Raw genomic sequence first — 20,312 nt, forward strand, 5'->3', positions numbered from 1 at the left:
CCCGAGCCCCACGGCGGTATGGTTCAATGGCCTCCGGCAAAGGCCTCGACCGGTGCCTGCCGGCGCGTGCGCACCAGCACGACAGCGACGGCCGCAAGGATCAGCGGCACGGCAAGACCGGCGAAGTAGCCGCTGGTTCCTCCGGCCTGAAGCAGCCAGCCACCCGCCGCCGAGCCGACGATGGCGCCGGTGCGGCCGATGCCGATCGCCCAGCCGGTGCCGGTTGCGCGCAGCTCGGTCGGATAGGTGCTGGAGATGAGGTAGTTCAGCGCGATCTGCTGGCCGCCGATGCCGAAGCCAGCTGCGGCGACGAGCGCAAAGACCAGGGTCCAGTTGGTGTTCACCAGTGCCAGCCCGGCGCAGACCGCGATGCCGATCATGAACATCGCCGTCAGCGTGCGGCGGATGTCGATCCGCGGCAGGAGGATCGACAGCGGAATGGCGAAGACGATGAAGGCGGCGTTGACGATGACCGTTCCCAGCGCGGCGGTCGGCTGGTCGAGCCCCATGCCGGTCAACACCGTCGGCAGCCACAGCAGGAACATGAACCAGGCGATCCAGTTGAACAGATAGATGGCCCAGATCGCTATGGTGCTGGTGCGGTACTCCGGCGTGAACAGCGCGCTGACCGAGCCCTTGCCAGCCGCTGGCGGCACGATGAAGGTCGTGTCATCGGCAATCGGCTTGCCGGCGATGCGGGCGACGAGCGTGCGGGCCCGGGAAAGGTCTACGGGACGGCCGCGCGAGGCGAGGAACTGGGCCGATTCCGGCAGGAACGCCAGGCAGATCAGCAGCACGACGAGCGGTATCGCCCCGCCCACGATGTAGATGCCCTGCCAGCCGATGACGGGCATCCAGCCGGCGGCGAGTACGCCGCCGACCATGGCGCCGGCCGGCAGGCCCAGGAGCACGCCGGTGAGCACCGCACCGCGCAGGCGCGACGGGCTGTATTCCGCGGCCATCGCCAGCAGGACCGGTGTCGCACCGCCCATGCCGAGGCCGGTCAGGAAGCGCAGCGCCACGATCTGGGTCGGCGACTGGGCAAACGCGATGGCCAGCGAAAAGACGCCGAACAGCACGATCGAACCCAGGATGGCAACGCGGCGGCCGATGCGGTCGCCGATCATGCCGAGGCCCATGGCGCCAAGCGCCATGCCCAGCGTGCCGGAAATGAAGATGTAGGTCATGTCGCCGGGCGACATGCCGAAGGCCTTGGCGATGGCAGGACCCGTATAGGCGATGGCCTGGGTGTCGAAACCGTCAAGCAGCGCGACGAGAAAGCACAGGAAGAAAACCCGAAGCTGCAGGCCACTCACAGGCCGCTCGTCGAGCAGCTGCCGAATGTCCAGTCTAGAATTGAGCACGTGTATTTCTCCTGTAGGAAGTCGATCCGCCGGCAACGCCGGCCTCTGTCTGTGAGTTCGGCGGCGCGAGCTTGCTGCCCGGCGTCGCCGCGTTTCAGCCGCTGTCGCCACCACCGACCGGCAGGATGGTGCCGGTGAGGTAAGAGGCCTCGTCCGAGGCCATGAACAGGATGGCGTTGGTCTGCTCGGCGAGCGTGCCGTAGCGTTTCATGAAGCTGGTGGCCTTGGTCTGGTCGACCACCGCCTGCATCCAGGCCTTGTCGCGTTCGTCCTGGGCAGCGTCATTGCGCGGGATGCGGCGCACCGGCGCGTCCGTGCCGCCGGGCGCGACCGCGTTGACGCGGATGCCGCGCTCGGCGTTCTCCATGGCCAGCGATACGGTCAGCGCGTTGACCGCGCCCTTGGCCGCCGAATAGGGCACGCGGTTGATGCCGCGCGTGGCGATCGACGAGACGTTGACGATCGACCCGCCGCCGGCCTCGATCATCAGCGGCAGCACGGCGCGGCAGCACCACATGGTCGGAAACAGCGAGCGGCGGATCTCCGCCTCGATCTGGGTCTCGTCGAAATGCTCGAACGGCCGCATCCAGATGGCGCCGCCGACATTGTTGACCAGCACGTCGACGCGTCCGAGCGCAGCGCGCGCCTCCTCGATCGCGCCTGTCGCGCCCTGCCAGCTCTCGAGGTCGGCCAGGATCGCAACGGCCTTGCCGCCGCTGGCGACGATCTCGGCTGCGGCCTCCCTGGCCAGTTCGGAGCGGTCGACAAGCGCTACATGCGCACCCTCGGCCGCCGCCTCGATCGCCACCTGGCGGCCGATGCCTTGGGCGGCACCGGTGACGACCATCGCCTTGCCGGCGAAACGCTCTGCCCGGCCGCTCATATCGCTGCCTCCGCGGCCACGAACTTCTCATGGTAGAAGGCGGCCGGCTTGACCCCGATCTTGTCGAAATGCGCCTTGACCGCGTCGACCATCGGCGGCGGGCCGCAGAGATAGACGTCGGCCTCGCCGTCGTTCAGATCGGCGGCGCCGAAGTGGTCGGTGACGAAACCGGTCAGGCTGTGGCTGCTCGCCTTGTCGGAGACGCAGACGTCGAAGGTGAAATCCTCCATCGCTCCGGCAAAGCGCTCGAGCTTTTCGACCTCGACCATGTCGACGTCGCGGGTGACGCCGTAGACGAGCCTGACCGGGTGAGCGGGGCCGCCCTGCTCTTCCAGATATGCGAGCATGGCGAGGAAGGGGGCGAGACCGGTGCCGCCGGCGAGGAACAGCGTCGGCCGGCGGAGTTCGCGCAGGTAGAACGCGCCGACAGGACCGCGCAGCGTCAGCCGGTCGCCCGATGTTGCCTGGCTGGACAGGTAGGTCGACATCAGTCCGCCAGGGATATTGCGGACCAGGAAGTCGGCACGGCCGCCCGAGACGCAGGACGAGAACGAATAGGCGCGGCTCTCGCTGGTGCCTGGAACCGAGACCTGCATGTATTGGCCGGGCAGGAAGCTCAGGGCATCCGGCTGGTCGAGGGCGACGGTGAAGCCGATGGTGGTGTCGGAAAGCTTGCGCACGTCGGCGAGCTCAGCCTCGAATGCCGTCGGTCCGCTCTTGCACAGCGCGGAGGTCGCCGGAATGCTGATGACGCAATCGCTTTCCGGCCGAAGCTGGCAGGTCAGCACATAGCCCTCCGATGCCTCGTCCTCGCTGAGGGCATCCTCGATGTAGTCGCCCATCCTGAAGCGGCCCGACTCGCACTTGCTCTTGCAGGTGCCGCAGGCGCCGTCGCGGCAATCCATCGGAATGTTGAGCCGGGCCCGATAGGCCGCATCGGCCACGACCTCATTGCCGTCGCATTCGATGAAGCGGGTGACGCCGTCTTCGAAGTTCAAAGCTATCCTGTGTGCCATGGCGCGATCCTCCCTGGCCTGTTCAGACGTGGTAGATGTCGATGACGTGGTGGATGTAGTCGTTGGTCAGCACGACCTTCTTGCGGGCGATCTTCAGCCCGCCGTCGCCGACCTCAAGCGTGTAGAACGACGCCCCGTAGTAGGAATCGGTGGTCTTGTAGCGGAAGTTGAAGGTCAGCCAGTTGAAGCGGACCTCAAGCTTCTCCGCATCCTGTTCCAGGATCTCGACATTGGAGATGTGGTGGATGGTCCGCGGCTCCGGCAGGCTGGTGGCGCTGGAGCGCTCGGTGCGGATGCGGAAGATGCGATCCTCCAGCCCCTGCTTGGTCGGGTAGTACATCAGCGAGATTTCGGTCTGCGGGTCCTCGACGAGCGTTTCATCGTCGTCCCAGGACGGCATCCAGAACTCGGCATGCGGGGCGTAGAGCGCGAGCCATTCGTCCCACTGCCTGTCGTCCAGGAATCGGGCCTCGCGATAGAGGAACTCTTCCACCTCTTGGCGTGAAATGGTCATGACGTCTCCTTCCGCGGACCGTTCTCGGACCGCGCCGTGCGGGCTTGATGCTTGAAAGGCGGCGAGCCGGGCTCGCCGATCAGTTGCCGTCAGTCAGTCGGGTTCTTGCCGACCGCCTTCTCCAGCGTTTCCTTCCAGTATTTGTGCTGGATGACGAACAGGCCTTCGTCCTCGGTCTTGGCGCCCGACAGCAGCGGCTTGAGGCCGATTGCCTTGGCGCCTTCGTCGGCGCCCTCGATCCAGTGCGTGGCGCCGCGGCTGAGGTCGTTCCACGCCGCCTGCCGCGCCTGGTAGCCGATCTGGCAGGAGCGGAACTCCTCGAGGTCGTCGGGCGTCGCCATGCCGGAGGCGTTGAAGAAGTCCTCGTACTGGCGGATGCGGCGGGCACGCGCCTCGACACCCTCGCCCTTGGGCGCGATGCAGTAGATGGTGACTTCCGTCTTGTCGACCGAGATGGGCCGGTACATGCGGATCTGCGAGGAGAACTGATCCATCAGGTAGACGTTGGGGTAGAGGCAGAGGTTGCGCGAGCGGTCGATCATCCAGTCGGCCCAGGACTGGCCGAACTTCTCGGTCAGTTCGCCGCGCTTCTCGGCAAGCGGCCGGTCCTCCGGATTGCTCCAGCGGGTCCAGAGCAGGAGATGGCCGTGCTCAAAGGAGTAGAATCCGCCGCCCTGCTTGGCCCAGGACGAGGCGTCCATGGCACGGGTGACGTCGACGCCGGCGGCAGCGGCCAGCGCATCCTTGCGGTGATTGGTGGTCGCCGCATAGTTCCAGTGCACTGAGGAGACATGGTAGCCGTCGGCGCCGTTCTCGGTCTGCAGCTTCCAGTTGCCGTCATAGACATAGGTCGAGCCGCCGCGCAGCACTTCGAGCCCGTCGGGCGACTGATCGACGATCATGTCGATGATCCTTGCGGCTTCTCCAAGATGCTGTTCGAGCGGCAGCACGTCGGCATTCAGGCTGCCGAACAGGAAGCCGCGATAGCTCTCGAAACGCGCCACCTTGGTCAGGTCGTGCGAACCATTCTTGTTGAACTGTTCGGGGTAGCCGGCACCGTCGGGGTCCTTGGCCTTGAGCAGCTTGCCGCTGTTGGAAAAGGTCCAGCCGTGGAATGGGCAGGTGTAGGTGCTCTTGTTGCCGCGCTTGTGGCGGCACACCATCGCGCCGCGATGCGAACAGGCATTGAGGAAGCAGTGCAGCTCGCCCTTCTTGTCGCGCGAGATGACGATCGGCTGGCGGCCGATGTGGCCGGTCAGGAAGTCGTTGGCGTTCGGGATCTGGCTCTCATGGGCGAGATAGACCCAGTTGCCTTCCCAGATGTGGCGCATCTCCAGCTCGAACAGGTCGGGGTCGGTGAAGATGTCGCGACGGCAGCGATAGGCGCCGGCGGCGGGGTCGTCCACGACGGCTGCATCGAGCTTGTCTTCGATGTGCCGATCAACGTTTGAGTCCAGCATGTTGCATTCCTCCACAAAGGTGGCGCGCCGCCTCCGCTTGGCGCGCCCGATCCGAAATCAGGCGCTGACGCGTTCGCGCTCGACCACAGTGTCCGTCACGCCTTCCACTTCGGGCATCAGCACGAAGTCGAAGTCGATCGAGGCGAAAGGCTCCTGCACCTGGCGTTCGGCCAGCACCTTCGGATCGCTGATGCGGGCGACCGGGGGGATGAGGTCGTTGCGGGTGCCGAAGGCGAAATCCTCGAACAGGTATTCGTCGCCTTCGATGTTGATCTGCGTCGTCAGGTGGCGGTAGCCGGGCGCCGAGACGAAGAAGTGGATGTGCGCCGGACGGTGGCCATGGCGGCCGAAGGCGAACATCAGCTGCTCGGTCGAGCCGCCCGGAGGCGTGGCATAGCCGCTCGGCATGATCGAGCGGAAGCTGTAGCGCCCCTCGGCGTCGGTCTGGATGCGGCGGCGCAGGTTGTAGGCCTGCTGCTGCGGGTCGAAATGCGAATAGTTGCCCAGCGTGTTGGCGTGCCAGACGTCGACGATGGCGTCGGCGACAGGCTTGCCGTTCTGGTCGCGGACCTGGCCCTGCATGAACACGACCTCGCCCTTGTCGGAGCCGTCGTCGAGCCGCGCAGTGCCCTTGGAGAGCGGTGCGCCGGCAATGTAGAGCGGTCCTTCGATGGTGCGGGCGGTGCCGCCGGCGAGGCCTGCGCGGCGCTCGGCCTCGTCGAGGCGCAGGTCGAGGAAATGCTCGAGGCCGATGCCCGGGGCGATCAGGCCGAGTTCGTTGTTGCGCGCCGCCTGGCCGAGATAGGCGACGGCACTCCAGACCTCGTTCATGCTGATGTCGAGATCGTCGATGGCGGTGAACAGGTCGCCGAGCAGCCGGTTGGCGATGCTCTTCAGGCGCTGGTCGCCGCCCGCCTGGTCGAGGCCGCTGGCACGGCTGGCGAGATCGTCGATGACGGACTTTTCGATAAGCTTGCTGGACATGGGAACCTCCCTTTCTGGCTCGCATTGCTGCGCGTTGACTAAACTCGCTCCCTTGCTCCCGCTCTACCTGCGCGGAAGGGAGCCCCTGTCGGCGCCTATGCTCCGTCGTCGGCGATCGCCGACGGATGCCGGCAGAGCGCCTTCACTTCGATCTGCATGAACGGAAACAGCGGCAGCCCGGACAGGATTTCGTGCAGTTCGCCCGCCCCGCTGACGTCGAAGACGCTGACATTGGCGTACTGGCCGGCGACGCGCCAAAGATGGCGCCACTTGCCGCTGCGTTGCAGTTCCTGGGCCTGCGCCTTCTCCGTTGCCTTCAGTCGGTCGGCCTGGTCCTTGGGCAGATCGTGCGGCAGGTTGACGGTCATTTCGACATGAAACAGCATGATCTCACCTCACCACGCGCAAGGACGCGGGCGCACCGGCCCGGTCGCGACGGAAGCGGTTCACCGCCGCGTCATCCAATTCGATTCCCAAGCCAGGCCCTGTCGGAACCCTGAGCTCGAAGTCGGCGTAGCCGAGCGGCTCGGTCAGCAGTTCCTCGGTCAGGAGCAGCGGGCCGAACAATTCGGTGCCCCAGTCGAGACTGCGAACCCCGGCAAACAGGTGTGCTGCGGCGATCGTGCCGATCGGTCCTTCAAGCATCGTGCCGCCATAGACGGCGATACCTGCCGCTTCGGCCACCGCGATCACCTTCGATGCGGCGAACAGGCCGCCGGCCTGCTCGATCTTGACCGAGAACACGTCGCCGGCGTGCTTCGATGCCGCGGCCAGCGCGCTTTCGGGTCCGGTCAGTATCTCGTCGGCCATCAGCGCGATGCGGGACTTCGCCTGCAGCCGGGCGAGCGGCTCGACGCCGGCGACAGGCTGCTCGACCAGCACGCAGCCGGCGTCGGCCAATGCCGCAATGCCATGGGCCGCCTCGCGTTCACGCCAGGCCATGTTGACGTCGACGCGGACACTGGCGAAATCAGGCAGCGCCTTGCGGATCGCCGCCACATGCGCAACGTCCTGGTCAACCGGTCGCTTGCCGATCTTCAACTTGAAATCCTTGTGGCGGCGGGCCTCCAGCATGCGCTGGGCCTCTTCGATATCCTTGGCGGTATCGCCCGAAGCCAGCGTCCAGGCCACCGGCAGGCTGTCACGCCTGGAACCGCCGAGCAGTTCCGAGAGCGGCAGGCCAAGGCGGCGTGCCTGTGCGTCCAGAAGGGCCGTCTCGACCGCGCATTTGGCGAAGTGGTTGCCCTTCACCGCCGCATAGACCTTGTCCATGGCAAGCGCGACGCGCGTCGCGTCGGCGCCGATGAGCAGCGGCGCGATGTACTGGTCGATCGCAAGCTTCATGCTTTCGGGGCTTTCGGCGCCATAGGCGAGACCGCCGATCGTGGTGCCTTCGCCCAGTCCCGAGACCTCGTCGGAGCAGCGCAGCCTGACGACCATCATCGTCTGCCCGCTCATCGTCACCATCGACAGCGCGTGCGGCCGGATGGTTGGCACATCAAGCAGGATGGTATCGATTTCGATGATGCGGATGCCAGAATTCACGGAACTTTCCTCCGAACTTCCTATGGCAAACGCTAGCTTTGAGCCGACAAACAGTCCAAGACTATCTCGGTCGATATCGATACCTAGAAGGTATAGTGCCATGGACATGCGCCAGCTTCGCTACTTCGTCGCCGTCGCACGCGAGCGCAATTTCTCAAGGGCTGCGGAGGTGCTGCATATCGCTCAACCACCGCTCAGCCGGCAGATCCAGCAACTCGAAGAGAGCTTGGGCGCCCTACTGATCGACCGGTCCAGCCGGCCGCTGGCGCTGACCGAGGCTGGCCGCTTCTTCTACGAGCAGGCGAGCCAGATGATCACGCGGATGGAGCACATTCGCGAGCAGACGCGCCGCATCGCGCTGTCGCGGCGCGAGATCTTCATCATCGGCTGCGTCGGCTCGACGCTCTACAGCGGCATTCCCGACCTCGTCCGCCGCATGCGGGTCCGCTGGCCGGAGCTCGGCATCGAGTTCCGCGAGATGATGTCGGTCGAGCAGATCGCCGCCCTCAAGGACGGGCGCATCGATCTCGGCTTCGGTCGCGTGCGACTCAGCGACCCGGATGTCGAACGAATCACGCTGCGCGAGGAGCGGCTGGTCGTCGCCTTCCCGAAAAACCACCCCAAATCGCTCTCGACCTCGCCGATCGCCCTCAAGGACATAGAGGGCGAGACCCTGGTGATCTATCCCTCCAAACCGCGACCAAGCTTCGCCGACGAAGTGCTCGGCCTGTTTGCCGAGCTCAATGTCGAACCCGGCATCGTCGAGGAGGTTCGCGAGATACAGACCGCGCTTGGCCTGGTGGCAGCGGCCGCGGGCTTGTGCATCGTTCCGGCGGCCTCGCAGCGCCAGCGCCCCGACGATGTCTGCTACCGCATCTTGTCCGATGAAAAGGCAACCTCGCCGGTGATCATGAGCTATCGGCGCAACGACAATTCCGGACGGATAGAGGCGATCAAGGAACTGATCCGGGAAATGTACGCCGACAACCCGCCCTGGCTGCAGCTGTCGAACATTACCTGGTAGCCTGGAAAACTCGCTGCCAGGCAGAAGGCCAGGCAGGTCGCAGGGCTTCCGTGACGAAATCGAACATTTTGCCTTGTCAGGAATATTCGGGTCGGCTACTCATCATTTCGATATTTCTAGGATTATTGAAATATGGAAGAGCACCAAGCGCTGGCCGCCTTCGGAGCCCTGTCGCAGGAGACCAGGCTGCGCATCTTGCGCATGCTGGTTGTCGCAGGTCCCGATGGCATGGCGGCCGGCACCATTGCCGACAAGGCCGACGTTTCGGCCTCCAACGTCAGCTTCCATCTCAAGGAACTGGAGCGGGCAGGCCTGGTCGCCGCACGCAGGGATTCCCGGTCGATGATCTACAACGCCGAGTACGATGCGATTAGGGGCATCATCCGGTTCCTGATGGAGGACTGCTGCTCCGGCCGTCCGGAAATCTGCGCGCCCGTCATCACCGCCGCGGCCTGCGGCACTCCGTTGAAGGCCTGACCGATGTCCATATTCGAACGCTACCTGACCCTGTGGGTCGCACTTTGCATTGTCGTGGGCGTTGCCCTCGGCCATTTCCTGCCCGGCCTGTTCCAGGGGATCGGCGCCGCCGAGATCGCCAAGGTCAACATCCCGGTGGCCGTACTGATCTGGCTGATGATCATCCCGATGCTGCTCAAGATCGATTTCGCGGCATTGCATGAGGTCGGCCGGCACTGGCGCGGCATCGGGGTGACGCTGTTCATCAACTGGGCTGTGAAGCCGTTTTCCATGGCGCTGCTGGGGTGGCTGTTCATCGGCTGGCTGTTTAGGCCGCATCTGCCGGCAGATCAGATCGACTCATACATTGCGGGCCTGATCATCCTGGCCGCAGCGCCTTGCACGGCCATGGTGTTCGTCTGGTCGAACCTGACGAAGGGCGAGCCGCACTTCACGCTCTCGCAGGTCGCATTGAACGATGCGATCATGGTCGTTGCCTTCGCGCCGATCGTCGGCCTGCTGCTTGGCCTGTCTGCCATCACTGTTCCATGGGACACGCTCGTCCTGTCGGTCGTCCTCTACATCGTCATTCCCGTGCTCATCGCCCAGGTCGTTCGGCGCGGCCTGCTGGCTCGTGGCGGACAGGCAGCGCTCGACGGCCTGCTCAAGATTGTGCAGCCGATGTCGCTGGTCGCGCTTTTGGCCACGCTGGTGCTGCTGTTCGGCTTCCAGGGCGAGCAGATCATCGCGCAGCCGCTGGTCATTGCGATGCTCGCCGTGCCCATCCTGATCCAGGTCTATTTCAACTCCGGACTTGCCTATCTGCTGAACCGCATTTCCGGCGAACAGCACTGCGTTGCCGGACCGTCGGCACTGATCGGTGCTTCCAATTTCTTCGAACTGGCCGTCGCTGCCGCCATCAGCCTGTTCGGGTTCAGCTCGGGCGCAACGCTCGCAACCGTCGTTGGCGTGCTGGTCGAGGTTCCGGTGATGCTATCCGTCGTCTGGATCGTGAACCGCTCGAAGGGCTGGTACGAGCGCGGCATCGAAACCAAGACATCAATCGAAACCGGGAGCGCCCGATGACCATCACGATCTACCACAACCCCGCCTGCGGCACGTCGCGCAATACGCTCGCATTGATCCGGGCCAGCGGCGAGGATCCCGTCGTCATCGAATATCTCAAGGACCCGCCGTCGCGCGATCGGCTGGTCGAGCTTCTCGGCGCGATGAAGATGCCTCCCCGCGACCTGTTGCGGCAAAAGGGAACGCCCTACGGCGAACTCGGGCTGTCGGATCCCACGTGGAGCGATGACCAGATCCTCGACTTCATGCTCGCCCACCCGATTCTGATCAACCGGCCGATCGTGGAGACACCGCGTGGGACACGCCTGTGCCGTCCATCCGAAGCGGTGCTCGACCTGCTCGACAACCCGGTGGCGTCCTACACCAAGGAGGACGGCGAAGTGGTGAGCTACGATCGAAAGCTCCTGTGAACATGGACTTGCCCAATCTTCAGCCGGACGCGTTCCGCATGCCCGACCCGGAAGCGCTGAACGCGGCCTTCCCGGCCCACAAGCCGCGTATCCTGTTGCTCTACGGCTCGCTCCGCGAGCGGTCCTACAGCCGCTTCCTGACGCTCGAGGCCCAGCGGCTGCTCGATGCGATGGGGGCTGAGACGCGCGTCTATCATCCAAACGGCCTGCCATTGCCGGAAGACGCTTCGGCCGAGCATCCCAAGGTGCAGGAACTGCGCGAAGCGATGCTCTGGTCGGAGGGCCAGGTATGGACCAGCCCCGAGCGGCATGGCGCCATGAGCGCGGTCATGAAGGCGCAGATCGACTGGATCCCCTTGCCGGGCGGGGCCATCCGCCCGACGCAGGGCCGGACCCTGGCTGTCATGCAGGTTTCTGGCGGTTCGCAGTCCTTCAACGCCGTGAACCAGATGCGAATCCTCGGACGCTGGATGCGGATGGTCACCATCCCCAACCAGTCATCGGTCGCCAAGGTGTGGCAGGAGTTCGATGAAAGCGGAAGAATGAAGCCTTCATCCTTCTACGACCGGGTCGTCGATGTCATGGAAGAACTGATGAAGTTTACCTTGCTTACGCGCGGCATCTCCGGACATCTGACCGATCGCTACAGCGAGCGCAAAGAGCATGCCGCCAAGCTTGAAAAGCGCGTGCGACTGAAATCGCTATGACAGCCGAGCGTGCGCCGATCGCAGCAATTGCCGCCCTCGGCATCACGCAAATCATCGGCTACGGAACGCTCTACTACGCCTTCAGTATCCTCGCCGGCGACATGGCGAAAGATCTGGACTGGTCCGCGGAATGGGTCTTTGGGGCTCTGTCGGCCGCCCTGCTGGCCGGCGGCCTCGTGGCTCCCTGGCTGGGATCATGGATCGACCGCTACGACGCCGGGCGGCTGATGACGCTCGGCTCCGGACTGGCCGCCGCCGGCCTCGTCGCATGCGCCATGGCGCCGACCAAGACCGCCTTCGTCCTTGCACTGATCGCCGTCGAGATCGCTGCCAACCTGGTGCAGTACGGCGCGGCTTTCGCGCTACTGGTCCAGATCCGGCCTCAAGCCGCGCAGCGCAGCATCACCTACCTGACCCTGATCGGGGGCTTTGCTTCCACGATCTTCTGGCCGATGACCGACGCATTGCATGCCATGATGCCATGGCAGCACGTCTACCTGATCTTCGCCGGCCTCAATCTTGTTGTCTGCCTGCCTCTGCATGCCTGGCTGTCGCATGGGCTGGCGCAAAGCCGGCGGAAGGCCTCACAGTTGCCTGAGCCCATCGTCGGCCAACTCGCAGCGTTGGCACGCCCATTGGGCTTCGCCCTGATGGTGACGGCCTTCGCCCTGCAGTCCCTGGTCGGCGCAGCCGTCCTGGTCCACATGGTCCCGCTGCTTTCAGGCTTGGGCCTTGGCGCTTCGGCCGCTGTCATTGGAACGCTGTTCGGCCCGTCCCAGGTGCTGAGCCGCCTGACCAACATGATGTACGGCCGCAACCTGTCGCCGGTGATGCTGGCGTTGATCGCTGCGGCGCTCATGCCATGCGCCGTCGCGGTGCTGGTACTGACCGCCCCGAGCGTCGTCGGAGCCATGGCATTTGCCGTCCTGTTCGGCCTGGGCAACGGGCTGTTCAGTATCGTCTCCGGCACCTTGCCGCTGATGCTGTTCGGAAGCGAAGGCTATGGCCGGCTCCAGGGACGCGTCACGTCAGCACGCCTGATCGTTTCGGCGCTGGCACCGTTTGCGCTGGCCTTCGGGATGGCCAACATCGGCATCACCTGGTCGCTGGCGCTCGTGGTCGGATTGGGCGGAACTGCCGCCCTCACGCTTCTGGCGGTCAACCGCTTGGCCCGAAACGGCACCTGAAGCCCATGCGGACGCGCCAGGGTCAGCGAACTGAAGTTCGCCGATTCCGCTCAAGGCCCGGCCAAGCCAGGAGCCGATCTTTCAGAAATAGCAGATTTGACGAAGGTGATTTGGTGGAGCCAAGCGGGATCGAACCGCTGACCTCCTGCATGCCATGCAGGCGCTCTCCCAGCTGAGCTATGGCCCCACACCCGGCATAAGCCGGCGCCGTTTCCGGCGAAAGTCGGCGCGAATTTTTCGTCCGCGCCGCATTTGTTGGCGGCTTCTAGCGCCGCATTCGACCATTGGCAAGCCTTGATCGAAACCTTTTTTCGGTTTCCCGAAAAGGCGTGTCAGATCTCGTCGTCGTCGTCGCCGACGCCGATCATGTCGGAGACGTCGTCGTCTTCCTCTTCCTCGTCGGCGAGGAAGGTATCGTCATCGTCGTCGCCCAGGTCGACATCGTCGTCGTCGTCGAGATCCGGCAGATCGTCGCCACCGCCCTTGGCCTCGTCGTCGGCGTCCTCAAGGGACACGACTTCCGCGCCTTCCTCTTCAGGGTCGAGCTCCTTGGCTTCGACTTCCTCTTCCTCTTCCAGGATGGCCGAAGCCTTGCCGTCGTCGAAGTAGGAGCGCGGATAGGCCCTGCCGGTGTACGGCGAAACGATCGGGTCCTTGTTCAGGTCATAGAATTTGCGACCCGTCTCCGGGTCGATACGCTTTGTGCCAAGCTCGGATTTTGCCACGTCAGGCCTCGTTTTCTAGATTTTCGTCCCCTTAGCCGCAGTTGGTGGCGCTGTCAAAGCCAAATCCCCGAGCGGGGGCGATGGGGGATGACCGTTACCGCAATCGATGCTACGACACCGCCGCAATCATTGGGAAAAGCCCGTTTTCCTGGGCCATCCCGCACGAGGAACCACCATGTCGCATCAAGCTGTGCCACAGCCGGCCGTCGCCCGGAAGTCAAAATCGCTGTCTGGAACCGCCCGCATCCCGGGCGACAAGTCGATTTCGCACCGCTCCTTCATGTTCGGCGGCCTCGCATCGGGCGAAACCCGCATCACCGGCCTGCTCGAGGGCGAAGACGTGATGCGCACCGGCGACGCCATGAAGGCGATGGGCGCGCATATCGACAGGCGCGGCGCGGAATGGATCATCACCGGTACCGGCAACGGTGCCCTGCTGCAGGCCGAAGCGCCGCTCGATTTCGGCAACGCCGGCACCGGCTCGCGCCTGACCATGGGCCTTGTCGGAACCTATGACATGGAAACCACCTTCATCGGCGACGCCTCGCTGTCGGGCAGGCCGATGGGTCGCGTGCTCGATCCGCTGCGCCAGATGGGCGTGCAAGTCATCGACGCCGCGCCCGGCGACCGCATGCCGCTGACGCTGCGCGGCCCGCGTCAGGCCGCCCCCATCACCTATCGCGTGCCAATGGCCTCGGCGCAGGTGAAGTCGGCGGTGCTGCTCGCCGCCCTCAACACGCCGGGAATCACCACCGTCATCGAGCCGGTGATGACCCGCGACCACACCGAAAAGATGCTGAAGGGCTTCGGCGCCAACATCGAGGTCGAGACCGACGAGCAGGGCGTGCGCCACATCTTCATCGAAGGCCAGGGCAAGCTGACCGGCCAGGTCATCGCCGTGCCGGGCGATCCGTCCTCGGCCGGCTTCCCGCTGGTCGCAGCACTGATCGTGCCAGGCTCCGACATCACCATCGAAAACGTGCTGATGAACCCGACGCGTACCGGCCTGATCACCACGCTGATCGAAATGGGCGGCAAGATCGACATCCTCAACCCGCGCAATGCCGGCGGCGAGGATGTCGCCGACCTGCGCGTGCGCGGCTCCGAACTCAAGGGCGTCAAGGTTCCGGCCGAGCGCGCGCCGTCGATGATCGACGAGTATCCGGTGCTGGCGGTCGCGGCCTGCTTTGCCGAGGGCGAAACCCTGATGCAGGGCCTGGAAGAGCTCCGCGTCAAGGAATCCGACAGGCTGGCCGCCGTTGCCCGCGGCCTCGAAGCCAATGGCGCCGACTGCACCGAAGGCGAGACCACGCTTTCCGTCCGTGGCGTTCCCGGCGGCAAGGGCCTCGGCGGCGGCACAGTCAAGACCCATCTCGACCACCGCATCGCCATGAGCTTCCTGGTCATGGGCTTGGCTTCCGAAAAGCCCGTCACCGTCGACGACCAGGCGATGATCGCGACGAGCTTCCCGGAATTCATGGGACTGATGGCGGATCTGGGAGCGGAGATCGACCAGACCGCCGCTTGACGCCGGCAACGTAACCGAGGAGCGAGCTTATGACCAAAAAAGTAGCGATGATCGTCGGCGGCGGCAGCGGCATGGGGGCTGCGGCGGCGAAGAAGCTGGCAGCTGACGGCTATTCCGTCGCCATCCTGTCTTCGTCGGGCAAGGGCGAGGCGCTGGCCAAGGAGCTCGGCGGGCTCGGCTTCACCGGGTCCAACCAGTCGAACGACGACCTCAAGCGTTTCGTCGACCTGACCATGGAAAAGTGGGGCCGCATCGACGCGCTGGTCAACGGTGCCGGCCACGGACCGCGCGCGCCGCTCTTGGAGATCACCGACGAGCAGTGGCACACCGGCATCGACGTCTATTTCCTGAATGTCGTGCGCGCGACGCGGTTTGTCGCGCCGATCATGGTTGAACAGAAGGGCGGCGCCATCGTCAACATCTCGACCGCCTGGGTGGGCGAACCGGCGGCGATGTTCCCGACTTCGGCGGTCGCGCGCGCGGGTCTTGCCGCCTACACCAAACTCTTCGCCGATCAGTACGCCCCGCACAATGTCCGCATGAACAACGTGCTGCCGGGCTGGATCGACAGCCTGCCGCAGACCGACGAGCGCCGCGACGGCGTGCCGATGCAGCGCTACGGCACGTCCGAAGAGATCGCCGCGACGATCGCCTTCCTGGCCTCGGAGGGCGCCGCCTACATCACGGGCCAGAACCTGCGGGTCGACGGCGGTTTGATGCGCAGCATCTGACGAGGGACCCGCGTGAACGATGCCTAACTCCATCACCATCGCCATCGACGGCCCCGCAGGCGCGGGCAAGGGCACGCTCGCGCGGCGCCTGGCAGATTATTACCACCTCGCCTTGCTCGACACCGGGCTGACCTACCGCGCCGTCGCGCAGACGCTGATCGAGAAGGGCTGGCCGCTCGACGATGTCGCGCACGCCATCGAAGCGGCGAAGCTTGTCGATCTCGGCCATCTCGACCGCAAGGTGCTGTCGGCACATGCCGTCGGCGAAGCCGCGTCCAAGGTGGCGGTCATTCCCGAGGTGCGTAAGATCCTGGTCGAGAAGCAGCGCCAGTTCGCGCGCATACCGCAAGGGGCGGTGCTCGACGGCCGCGACATCGGCACCGTCGTCTGCCCCGACGCCGACGTGAAGCTCTACGTTACGGCCAGCGCGGAGGTGCGGGCCCAGCGGCGCCTGTCCGAGATCGAAGCCAATGGCGGCAGCGCCGATTTCGCCGGTATTTTGGCCGATATCGTGCGCCGCGACGAGCGCGACACCGGCCGCGCCGACTCCCCGCTCAGGCCCGCCGACGACGCGCACTTGCTCGATACGTCAGAAATGGATATAGAAGCCGCGTTTTCCGCAGCCAGGGATATCGTCGATCGAGTCCTCGGAAGTTGAAGGCACGGCTGAAGCCTCAGGGTTTCGCCACTTAACCGACCTGTCCGCATTCTTCTTGCGCCGATTTGCCGCTTTGGGCGGCCAAGGGCTTTTTGCCCGGGATGTTGGCAGGCCAACGCAACGCTAACCCACGGCGCCGCTCCCGCAAGCCGGGACGCACCAGGAGATCCAATGTCACAAGCTAATCCCTCCCGCGACGATTTCGCGAGCCTGCTCGAAGAGTCCTTCTCGGACGGTCATTCGGGCGAAGGCCAGGTCGTCAAGGGTATCGTCACGGCCATCGAAAAAGACATGGCCATCATCGACGTCGGCCTGAAGGTCGAGGGCCGCGTGCCGCTGAAGGAATTCGGCGCCAAGGCCAAGGACGGCCAGCTCAAGGTCGGCGACACCGTCGAGGTCTATGTCGAGCGCATCGAAAACGCGCTTGGCGAAGCCATGCTGTCGCGCGACAAGGCCCGCCGCGAAGAGAGCTGGGTCAAGCTCGAAGAGAAGTTCACCAAGGGTGAGCGCGTCGAAGGCGTCATCTTCAACCAGGTCAAGGGTGGCTTCACCGTCGATCTCGACGGCGCCGTTGCCTTCCTGCCGCGTTCGCAGGTCGACATCCGTCCGATCCGCGACGTCACCCCGCTCATGCACAACCCGCAGCCCTTCGAGATCCTCAAGATGGATCGCCGTCGCGGCAACATCGTCGTTTCGCGCCGCACCGTTCTCGAAGAGAGCCGCGCCGAGCAGCGTTCGGAAATCGTGCAGAACCTCGAAGAGGGCCAGGTTGTCGAAGGCGTGGTCAAGAACATCACCGACTACGGTGCGTTCGTCGACCTCGGCGGCATCGACGGCCTGCTGCATGTCACCGACATGGCCTGGCGCCGCGTCAACCACCCGACCGAAATCCTCAACATCGGTCAGTCGGTCAAGGTGCAGATCATCCGCATCAACCAGGAAACCCACCGCATCTCGCTCGGCATGAAGCAGCTCGAGAGCGATCCGTGGTCCGACATCGGCACCAAGTTCCCGATCGGCAAGAAGATCACCGGCACCGTCACGAACATCACCGACTACGGTGCGTTCGTCGAGCTCGAGCCGGGCATCGAAGGCCTCATCCACGTTTCGGAAATGTCGTGGACCAAGAAGAACGTGCACCCCGGCAAGATCCTGTCGACCACCCAGCAGGTCGACGTGGTCGTGCTCGAGGTCGATCCGGCCAAGCGCCGCATCTCGCTCGGCCTCAAGCAGACGCTCGAGAACCCGTGGGAAGCTTTCGCCCGTAACCACCCGGCCGGCAGCGAAGTCGAAGGCGAAGTCAAGAACAAGACCGAATTCGGCCTGTTCATCGGCCTCGACGGCGACGTCGACGGCATGGTGCACCTGTCCGACCTCGACTGGAACCGTCCGGGCGAGCAGGTCATCGAAGAGTACAACCGTGGCGACATGGTCAAGGCTCAGGTCCTCGACGTCGACATCGACAAGGAACGCATCTCGCTCGGCATCAAGCAGCTCGGCCGCGACACCGTCGTCGAAGCCGCGACCTCGGGCGAACTGCGCAAGAACGCCGTCGTCACCTGCGAAGTCACCGGCATCAAGGATGGTGGCCTCGAAGTCCGTCTCGTCGAGAGCGGCATTGAGACCTTCATCAAGCGTTCGGACCTGTCGCGTGACCGTGACGAACAGCGCCCCGAGCGCTTCGTCGTCGGCCAGAAGGTTGACGCCCGCATCATCGCCTTCGACAAGAAGACCCGCAAGCTGCAGGTCTCGATCAAGGCGCTGGAAATCGCCGAAGAGAAGGAAGCAGTCGCTCAGTACGGCTCGACCGACTCCGGCGCTTCGCTCGGCGACATCCTGGGCGCAGCCCTGAAGAACCGCGGCAACTGAGCCATTCGCTCATTGTCGTGAACTGAAAAACCTCGCCGGAGCGATCCGGCGGGGTTTTTTCTTGGCCGTGGGCGCATGAAGATCACGTGCGACGGCGCGAACAGGCGCAAGTGATGCCGGAATGCTTCACGGCGCATCCGAATGCTTCCGGGCAGCCTGCGTTCGGCACCTCCGCGGTTGCCGCGGCCAGGATTTGCTGCTCTTAAGACCGCCAAGCCCTGTCCCGCGTCCCGAGCCCGGCAATGATCAAGTTGCGTTTTCTAACCTTCTTTCTCGTGCTCGTGGTCCTGTCCGGTTGCGGCGGGCGCGCCGTGCTTGGTCTCGGCGACGGCAAGGAAGGCGAATCGGCAGCCGTCGTGCCGATCTATGTCTCGACCATGCGGGCACGCTCGGACAATCTTGCGCTGCCCTATTCGGCCGAACGCGCTAAGTCGCTCAATTTTGCAAAGTTCGAGATCGGCATTCCAGCAACCCATGTTGCCGGAGAGGTCGAAAGCGCCAGCCGCGCGCCCAGTCCGGTGCGCAACTTCGTCGCCCGCTCGTTCCAACCCTTCGACGAGAAGGCGCAGTTCGTGGCTGCCCTCGACGCCGACCTGATGCGGCGCCCGCCGGAAGAGCGCGAGGTCTTCATCTTCGTTCACGGCTACAACAACAACTTCGCCGACAGCATCTTCCGCAATGCCCAGATCGTCCACGACTATAAGATCAAGGCGGTGGCGCTGCACTATGCCTGGCCGTCGGGCGGGTCTTTGCCGCTCTACGTCTATGACCGCGACAGCGCCGCCTACAGCCGCGACGGCCTTGCCGACACGATCGAGATCGCCGCGCGCAGCCAGGCCAAGCGCGTTGTGCTCGTCGGCCACTCGATGGGCAGCTATGTGGTCATGGAGGCGCTGCGCAGCCTGTCGCTGAGCGGCCGCGACAAGTACATCAGCCGCATCAACGATCTCGTGCTTGCGGCACCGGACATCGACATCGACGTCTTCCAGAGCCAGTTGCGCGACATCGACAAGCTGCCGAACCCGTTCATGATCCTGGTGTCGACGCGCGACAAGGCGCTGAACCTGTCGGGCGGGTTGACCGGCGGCCACCCGCGCGTTGGTTCCGGCGCCGATGTCGCAGCCCTGCAGGCGGAAAACATCACAGTGCTCGACACATCCAACCTCGACGGCGGCAGCCATGGCGTCTTCGCCAGTTCGCCGACGCTGATGGCGTTGATGGCAAAAGGCGGACTGACCAACGACATCACCGACAGGGGCGAAGGCGCGCCGGCCGAAACCATCCTTGCCGACGGCACTTCGGTCATCCAGGGCGCCGCCTCGCTGGTCATCTACCTGCCGGCCAGACTGCTGGGCGTGCCGAATGGCGGCCTGACGCGCTAGCCCCCGCGACAGGTCGACAGCGATCTCGATCGGGCAGGGCCGCTAGCCCTATGCTCGGCCGTAGATCGCGGCCACCGTGCCGCTGGTGACCAGATTGGCCGGAGAAGCAAGCTGCGCAATCGCGGCCGCCGCTACTTCGAGGCTGACCCATTTGCCGAAATCCGCCTTGGGCATGGCATCGCGGTTGGCCTGCGTGTCGAGGGTCGACGGCGCCACGGCATTGACCAGGATGTCCGCGCCCTTCAGTTCCTCCGCCAGCGCCACGGTCAGCGCCGCGACGGCTGCCTTGCTGGCGGCATAGGCCGCCATGCCGCCGCCCTTGCGCGGTTCGATGCCGGGGCGCGCGGAGACATTGACGATGCGACCGCCGGCCTTGCCGGCGAGCATGGAACGGGCGGAACCGCGACAGCAGAGGAAGGCGGTCCTGGCGTTGAGGTCCATCATCCGGTCGAACTGGTCGGGATCGACAGTCTCGACCGCGCCCATGTCGAAGCCCCCTGCCGAATGGATCGAGGCCCAGAGACCAGGAATGGCGTCGTAGAAGGCATCGACGGCCTGTGCGTCCGTCAGGTCCACGCCGGTGGCGATGTGGACACGATCCTTGCCGGCGAATTCGAAACCGTCAGGCGCCTTCGGCCGGCTGATCGGCAAATGGCAGATGGCGCCTTCGCCAAGCAGGTGCCTGGCTACCGCCGCGCCCAGCGCACCGGTGGCGCCGGTAACAACGACATGCCGGCCTTCGAAACTCTTCGTCATGCTCAACTCCCGCGATGGACCGCCAAG

At 64.8% G+C, this 20,312-nt stretch carries 21 protein-coding genes and 1 tRNA gene; 11 read left to right on the top strand and 11 right to left on the bottom strand.

Annotation, left to right across the window (positions count from 1 at the left end):
• Window positions 1-23: 23 nt before the first annotated feature.
• The 8 genes from O1Y97_RS03150 to O1Y97_RS03185 form a co-directional block, all read right to left on the bottom strand.
• Window positions 24-1,364: an MFS transporter gene (locus O1Y97_RS03150; RefSeq protein ID WP_318763067.1), complete on the bottom strand. Its 1,341-nt coding sequence runs from the start codon at window positions 1,362-1,364 to the stop codon at window positions 24-26.
• Window positions 1,365-1,458: 94 nt separating this feature from the next.
• Window positions 1,459-2,247 carry a benzoate diol dehydrogenase BenD gene (gene benD, locus O1Y97_RS03155; protein ID WP_318763068.1) on the bottom strand — a complete coding sequence of 263 codons (789 nt, stop codon included), beginning with the start codon at window positions 2,245-2,247 and terminating at the stop codon, window positions 1,459-1,461.
• Entirely contained in the window at window positions 2,244-3,263 is a 1,020-nt protein-coding gene (gene benC, locus O1Y97_RS03160; protein ID WP_318763069.1) for a benzoate 1,2-dioxygenase electron transfer component BenC, read from the bottom strand. The genes benD and benC overlap by 4 nt, the downstream gene beginning before the upstream one ends.
• 22 nt (window positions 3,264-3,285) lie before the next feature.
• On the bottom strand, window positions 3,286-3,777 hold the full coding sequence (gene benB, locus O1Y97_RS03165) for a benzoate 1,2-dioxygenase small subunit (RefSeq protein ID WP_108605947.1): 492 nt from the start codon (window positions 3,775-3,777) through the stop codon (window positions 3,286-3,288).
• Between the two features lie 89 nt (window positions 3,778-3,866).
• Complete coding sequence (gene benA, locus O1Y97_RS03170) at window positions 3,867-5,237, bottom strand: benzoate 1,2-dioxygenase large subunit (protein ID WP_318763070.1); 1,371 nt, start codon at window positions 5,235-5,237, stop codon at window positions 3,867-3,869.
• A gap of 57 nt (window positions 5,238-5,294) precedes the next feature.
• Window positions 5,295-6,221 carry a catechol 1,2-dioxygenase gene (gene catA, locus O1Y97_RS03175; RefSeq protein ID WP_183263236.1) on the bottom strand — a complete coding sequence of 309 codons (927 nt, stop codon included), beginning with the start codon at window positions 6,219-6,221 and terminating at the stop codon, window positions 5,295-5,297.
• A gap of 95 nt (window positions 6,222-6,316) precedes the next feature.
• Window positions 6,317-6,607, bottom strand: a complete 291-nt coding sequence (gene catC, locus O1Y97_RS03180) for a muconolactone Delta-isomerase (RefSeq protein WP_183263237.1) — start codon at window positions 6,605-6,607, stop codon at window positions 6,317-6,319.
• Between the two features lie 4 nt (window positions 6,608-6,611).
• Window positions 6,612-7,766 carry a muconate/chloromuconate family cycloisomerase gene (locus tag O1Y97_RS03185; RefSeq protein WP_318763071.1) on the bottom strand — a complete coding sequence of 385 codons (1,155 nt, stop codon included), beginning with the start codon at window positions 7,764-7,766 and terminating at the stop codon, window positions 6,612-6,614.
• A gap of 100 nt (window positions 7,767-7,866) precedes the next feature.
• Here O1Y97_RS03185 and O1Y97_RS03190 point away from each other — a divergent pair, with 100 nt between their 5' ends.
• The 6 genes from O1Y97_RS03190 to arsK all read left to right on the top strand — a co-directional run bounded on the left by O1Y97_RS03190 (window position 7,867) and on the right by arsK (window position 12,636).
• A complete protein-coding gene (locus O1Y97_RS03190) occupies window positions 7,867-8,790 on the top strand; it encodes a LysR family transcriptional regulator (RefSeq protein ID WP_108605952.1) in 924 nt (307 codons plus the stop codon).
• Between the two features lie 132 nt (window positions 8,791-8,922).
• Window positions 8,923-9,267 carry an ArsR/SmtB family transcription factor gene (locus tag O1Y97_RS03195; protein ID WP_108605953.1) on the top strand — a complete coding sequence of 115 codons (345 nt, stop codon included), beginning with the start codon at window positions 8,923-8,925 and terminating at the stop codon, window positions 9,265-9,267.
• 3 nt (window positions 9,268-9,270) lie between these two features.
• On the top strand, window positions 9,271-10,332 hold the full coding sequence (gene arsB / locus O1Y97_RS03200; RefSeq protein ID WP_318763072.1) for an ACR3 family arsenite efflux transporter: 1,062 nt from the start codon (window positions 9,271-9,273) through the stop codon (window positions 10,330-10,332).
• Window positions 10,329-10,742 (top strand): arsenate reductase (glutaredoxin), encoded by a 414-nt coding sequence (gene arsC / locus O1Y97_RS03205; RefSeq protein ID WP_318763073.1) that lies wholly within the window; start codon window positions 10,329-10,331, stop codon window positions 10,740-10,742. Before arsB ends, arsC begins: the two co-directional genes overlap by 4 nt.
• A gap of 2 nt (window positions 10,743-10,744) precedes the next feature.
• Window positions 10,745-11,449, top strand: a complete 705-nt coding sequence (gene arsH / locus O1Y97_RS03210; RefSeq protein WP_183263478.1) for an arsenical resistance protein ArsH — start codon at window positions 10,745-10,747, stop codon at window positions 11,447-11,449.
• Window positions 11,446-12,636 carry an arsenite efflux MFS transporter ArsK gene (gene arsK / locus O1Y97_RS03215; RefSeq protein ID WP_318763074.1) on the top strand — a complete coding sequence of 397 codons (1,191 nt, stop codon included), beginning with the start codon at window positions 11,446-11,448 and terminating at the stop codon, window positions 12,634-12,636. The genes arsH and arsK overlap by 4 nt, the downstream gene beginning before the upstream one ends.
• Before the next feature lie 111 nt (window positions 12,637-12,747).
• Here arsK and O1Y97_RS03220 read toward each other — a convergent pair.
• Window positions 12,748-12,823: transfer RNA gene (locus tag O1Y97_RS03220), tRNA-Ala, on the bottom strand.
• A gap of 145 nt (window positions 12,824-12,968) precedes the next feature.
• Window positions 12,969-13,361 carry a TIGR02300 family protein gene (locus O1Y97_RS03225; protein WP_108606018.1) on the bottom strand — a complete coding sequence of 131 codons (393 nt, stop codon included), beginning with the start codon at window positions 13,359-13,361 and terminating at the stop codon, window positions 12,969-12,971.
• A gap of 175 nt (window positions 13,362-13,536) precedes the next feature.
• Here O1Y97_RS03225 and aroA point away from each other — a divergent pair, with 175 nt between their 5' ends.
• From aroA to O1Y97_RS03250, 5 genes are all read left to right on the top strand, one after another.
• The gene (gene aroA, locus O1Y97_RS03230; RefSeq protein WP_183263252.1) at window positions 13,537-14,889 is read left to right on the top strand and encodes a 3-phosphoshikimate 1-carboxyvinyltransferase; all 1,353 of its coding nucleotides are present in this window, start codon (window positions 13,537-13,539) and stop codon (window positions 14,887-14,889) included.
• A 29-nt stretch (window positions 14,890-14,918) separates the two neighbouring features.
• On the top strand, window positions 14,919-15,620 hold the full coding sequence (locus O1Y97_RS03235) for an SDR family oxidoreductase (RefSeq protein WP_318763075.1): 702 nt from the start codon (window positions 14,919-14,921) through the stop codon (window positions 15,618-15,620).
• 19 nt (window positions 15,621-15,639) lie between these two features.
• Window positions 15,640-16,278: a (d)CMP kinase gene (cmk, locus tag O1Y97_RS03240; RefSeq protein ID WP_318763076.1), complete on the top strand. Its 639-nt coding sequence runs from the start codon at window positions 15,640-15,642 to the stop codon at window positions 16,276-16,278.
• Between the two features lie 171 nt (window positions 16,279-16,449).
• On the top strand, window positions 16,450-18,147 hold the full coding sequence (rpsA, locus tag O1Y97_RS03245; RefSeq protein WP_108606022.1) for a 30S ribosomal protein S1: 1,698 nt from the start codon (window positions 16,450-16,452) through the stop codon (window positions 18,145-18,147).
• 242 nt (window positions 18,148-18,389) lie between these two features.
• Entirely contained in the window at window positions 18,390-19,529 is a 1,140-nt protein-coding gene (locus O1Y97_RS03250; RefSeq protein ID WP_183263255.1) for an alpha/beta hydrolase, read from the top strand.
• A gap of 48 nt (window positions 19,530-19,577) precedes the next feature.
• On the opposite strand, the gene O1Y97_RS03255 is transcribed toward O1Y97_RS03250, so the two are convergent.
• The gene (locus O1Y97_RS03255) at window positions 19,578-20,285 is read right to left on the bottom strand and encodes an SDR family NAD(P)-dependent oxidoreductase (RefSeq protein ID WP_318763077.1); all 708 of its coding nucleotides are present in this window, start codon (window positions 20,283-20,285) and stop codon (window positions 19,578-19,580) included.
• Between the last annotated feature and the right edge of the window lie 27 nt (window positions 20,286-20,312).

This window comes from Aminobacter niigataensis (assembly GCF_946995915.1).
Classification (GTDB): Bacteria; Pseudomonadota; Alphaproteobacteria; order Rhizobiales; family Rhizobiaceae; genus Aminobacter; species Aminobacter niigataensis.

Coding starts and splice junctions, on each gene's coding strand:
- benD (WP_318763068.1), bottom strand. CDS start 2,247: ATGAGCGGCCGGGCAGAGCGTTTCGCCGGCAAGGCGATGGTCGTCACC.
- benC (WP_318763069.1), bottom strand. CDS start 3,263: ATGGCACACAGGATAGCTTTGAACTTCGAAGACGGCGTCACCCGCTTC.
- benB (WP_108605947.1), bottom strand. CDS start 3,777: ATGACCATTTCACGCCAAGAGGTGGAAGAGTTCCTCTATCGCGAGGCC.
- benA (WP_318763070.1), bottom strand. CDS start 5,237: ATGCTGGACTCAAACGTTGATCGGCACATCGAAGACAAGCTCGATGCA.
- catA (WP_183263236.1), bottom strand. CDS start 6,221: ATGTCCAGCAAGCTTATCGAAAAGTCCGTCATCGACGATCTCGCCAGC.
- catC (WP_183263237.1), bottom strand. CDS start 6,607: ATGCTGTTTCATGTCGAAATGACCGTCAACCTGCCGCACGATCTGCCC.
- O1Y97_RS03190 (WP_108605952.1), top strand. CDS start 7,867: ATGGACATGCGCCAGCTTCGCTACTTCGTCGCCGTCGCACGCGAGCGC.
- O1Y97_RS03195 (WP_108605953.1), top strand. CDS start 8,923: ATGGAAGAGCACCAAGCGCTGGCCGCCTTCGGAGCCCTGTCGCAGGAG.
- arsB (WP_318763072.1), top strand. CDS start 9,271: ATGTCCATATTCGAACGCTACCTGACCCTGTGGGTCGCACTTTGCATT.
- arsC (WP_318763073.1), top strand. CDS start 10,329: ATGACCATCACGATCTACCACAACCCCGCCTGCGGCACGTCGCGCAAT.
- arsH (WP_183263478.1), top strand. CDS start 10,745: ATGGACTTGCCCAATCTTCAGCCGGACGCGTTCCGCATGCCCGACCCG.
- arsK (WP_318763074.1), top strand. CDS start 11,446: ATGACAGCCGAGCGTGCGCCGATCGCAGCAATTGCCGCCCTCGGCATC.
- aroA (WP_183263252.1), top strand. CDS start 13,537: ATGTCGCATCAAGCTGTGCCACAGCCGGCCGTCGCCCGGAAGTCAAAA.
- O1Y97_RS03235 (WP_318763075.1), top strand. CDS start 14,919: ATGACCAAAAAAGTAGCGATGATCGTCGGCGGCGGCAGCGGCATGGGG.
- cmk (WP_318763076.1), top strand. CDS start 15,640: ATGCCTAACTCCATCACCATCGCCATCGACGGCCCCGCAGGCGCGGGC.
- rpsA (WP_108606022.1), top strand. CDS start 16,450: ATGTCACAAGCTAATCCCTCCCGCGACGATTTCGCGAGCCTGCTCGAA.
- O1Y97_RS03250 (WP_183263255.1), top strand. CDS start 18,390: ATGATCAAGTTGCGTTTTCTAACCTTCTTTCTCGTGCTCGTGGTCCTG.
- O1Y97_RS03255 (WP_318763077.1), bottom strand. CDS start 20,285: ATGACGAAGAGTTTCGAAGGCCGGCATGTCGTTGTTACCGGCGCCACC.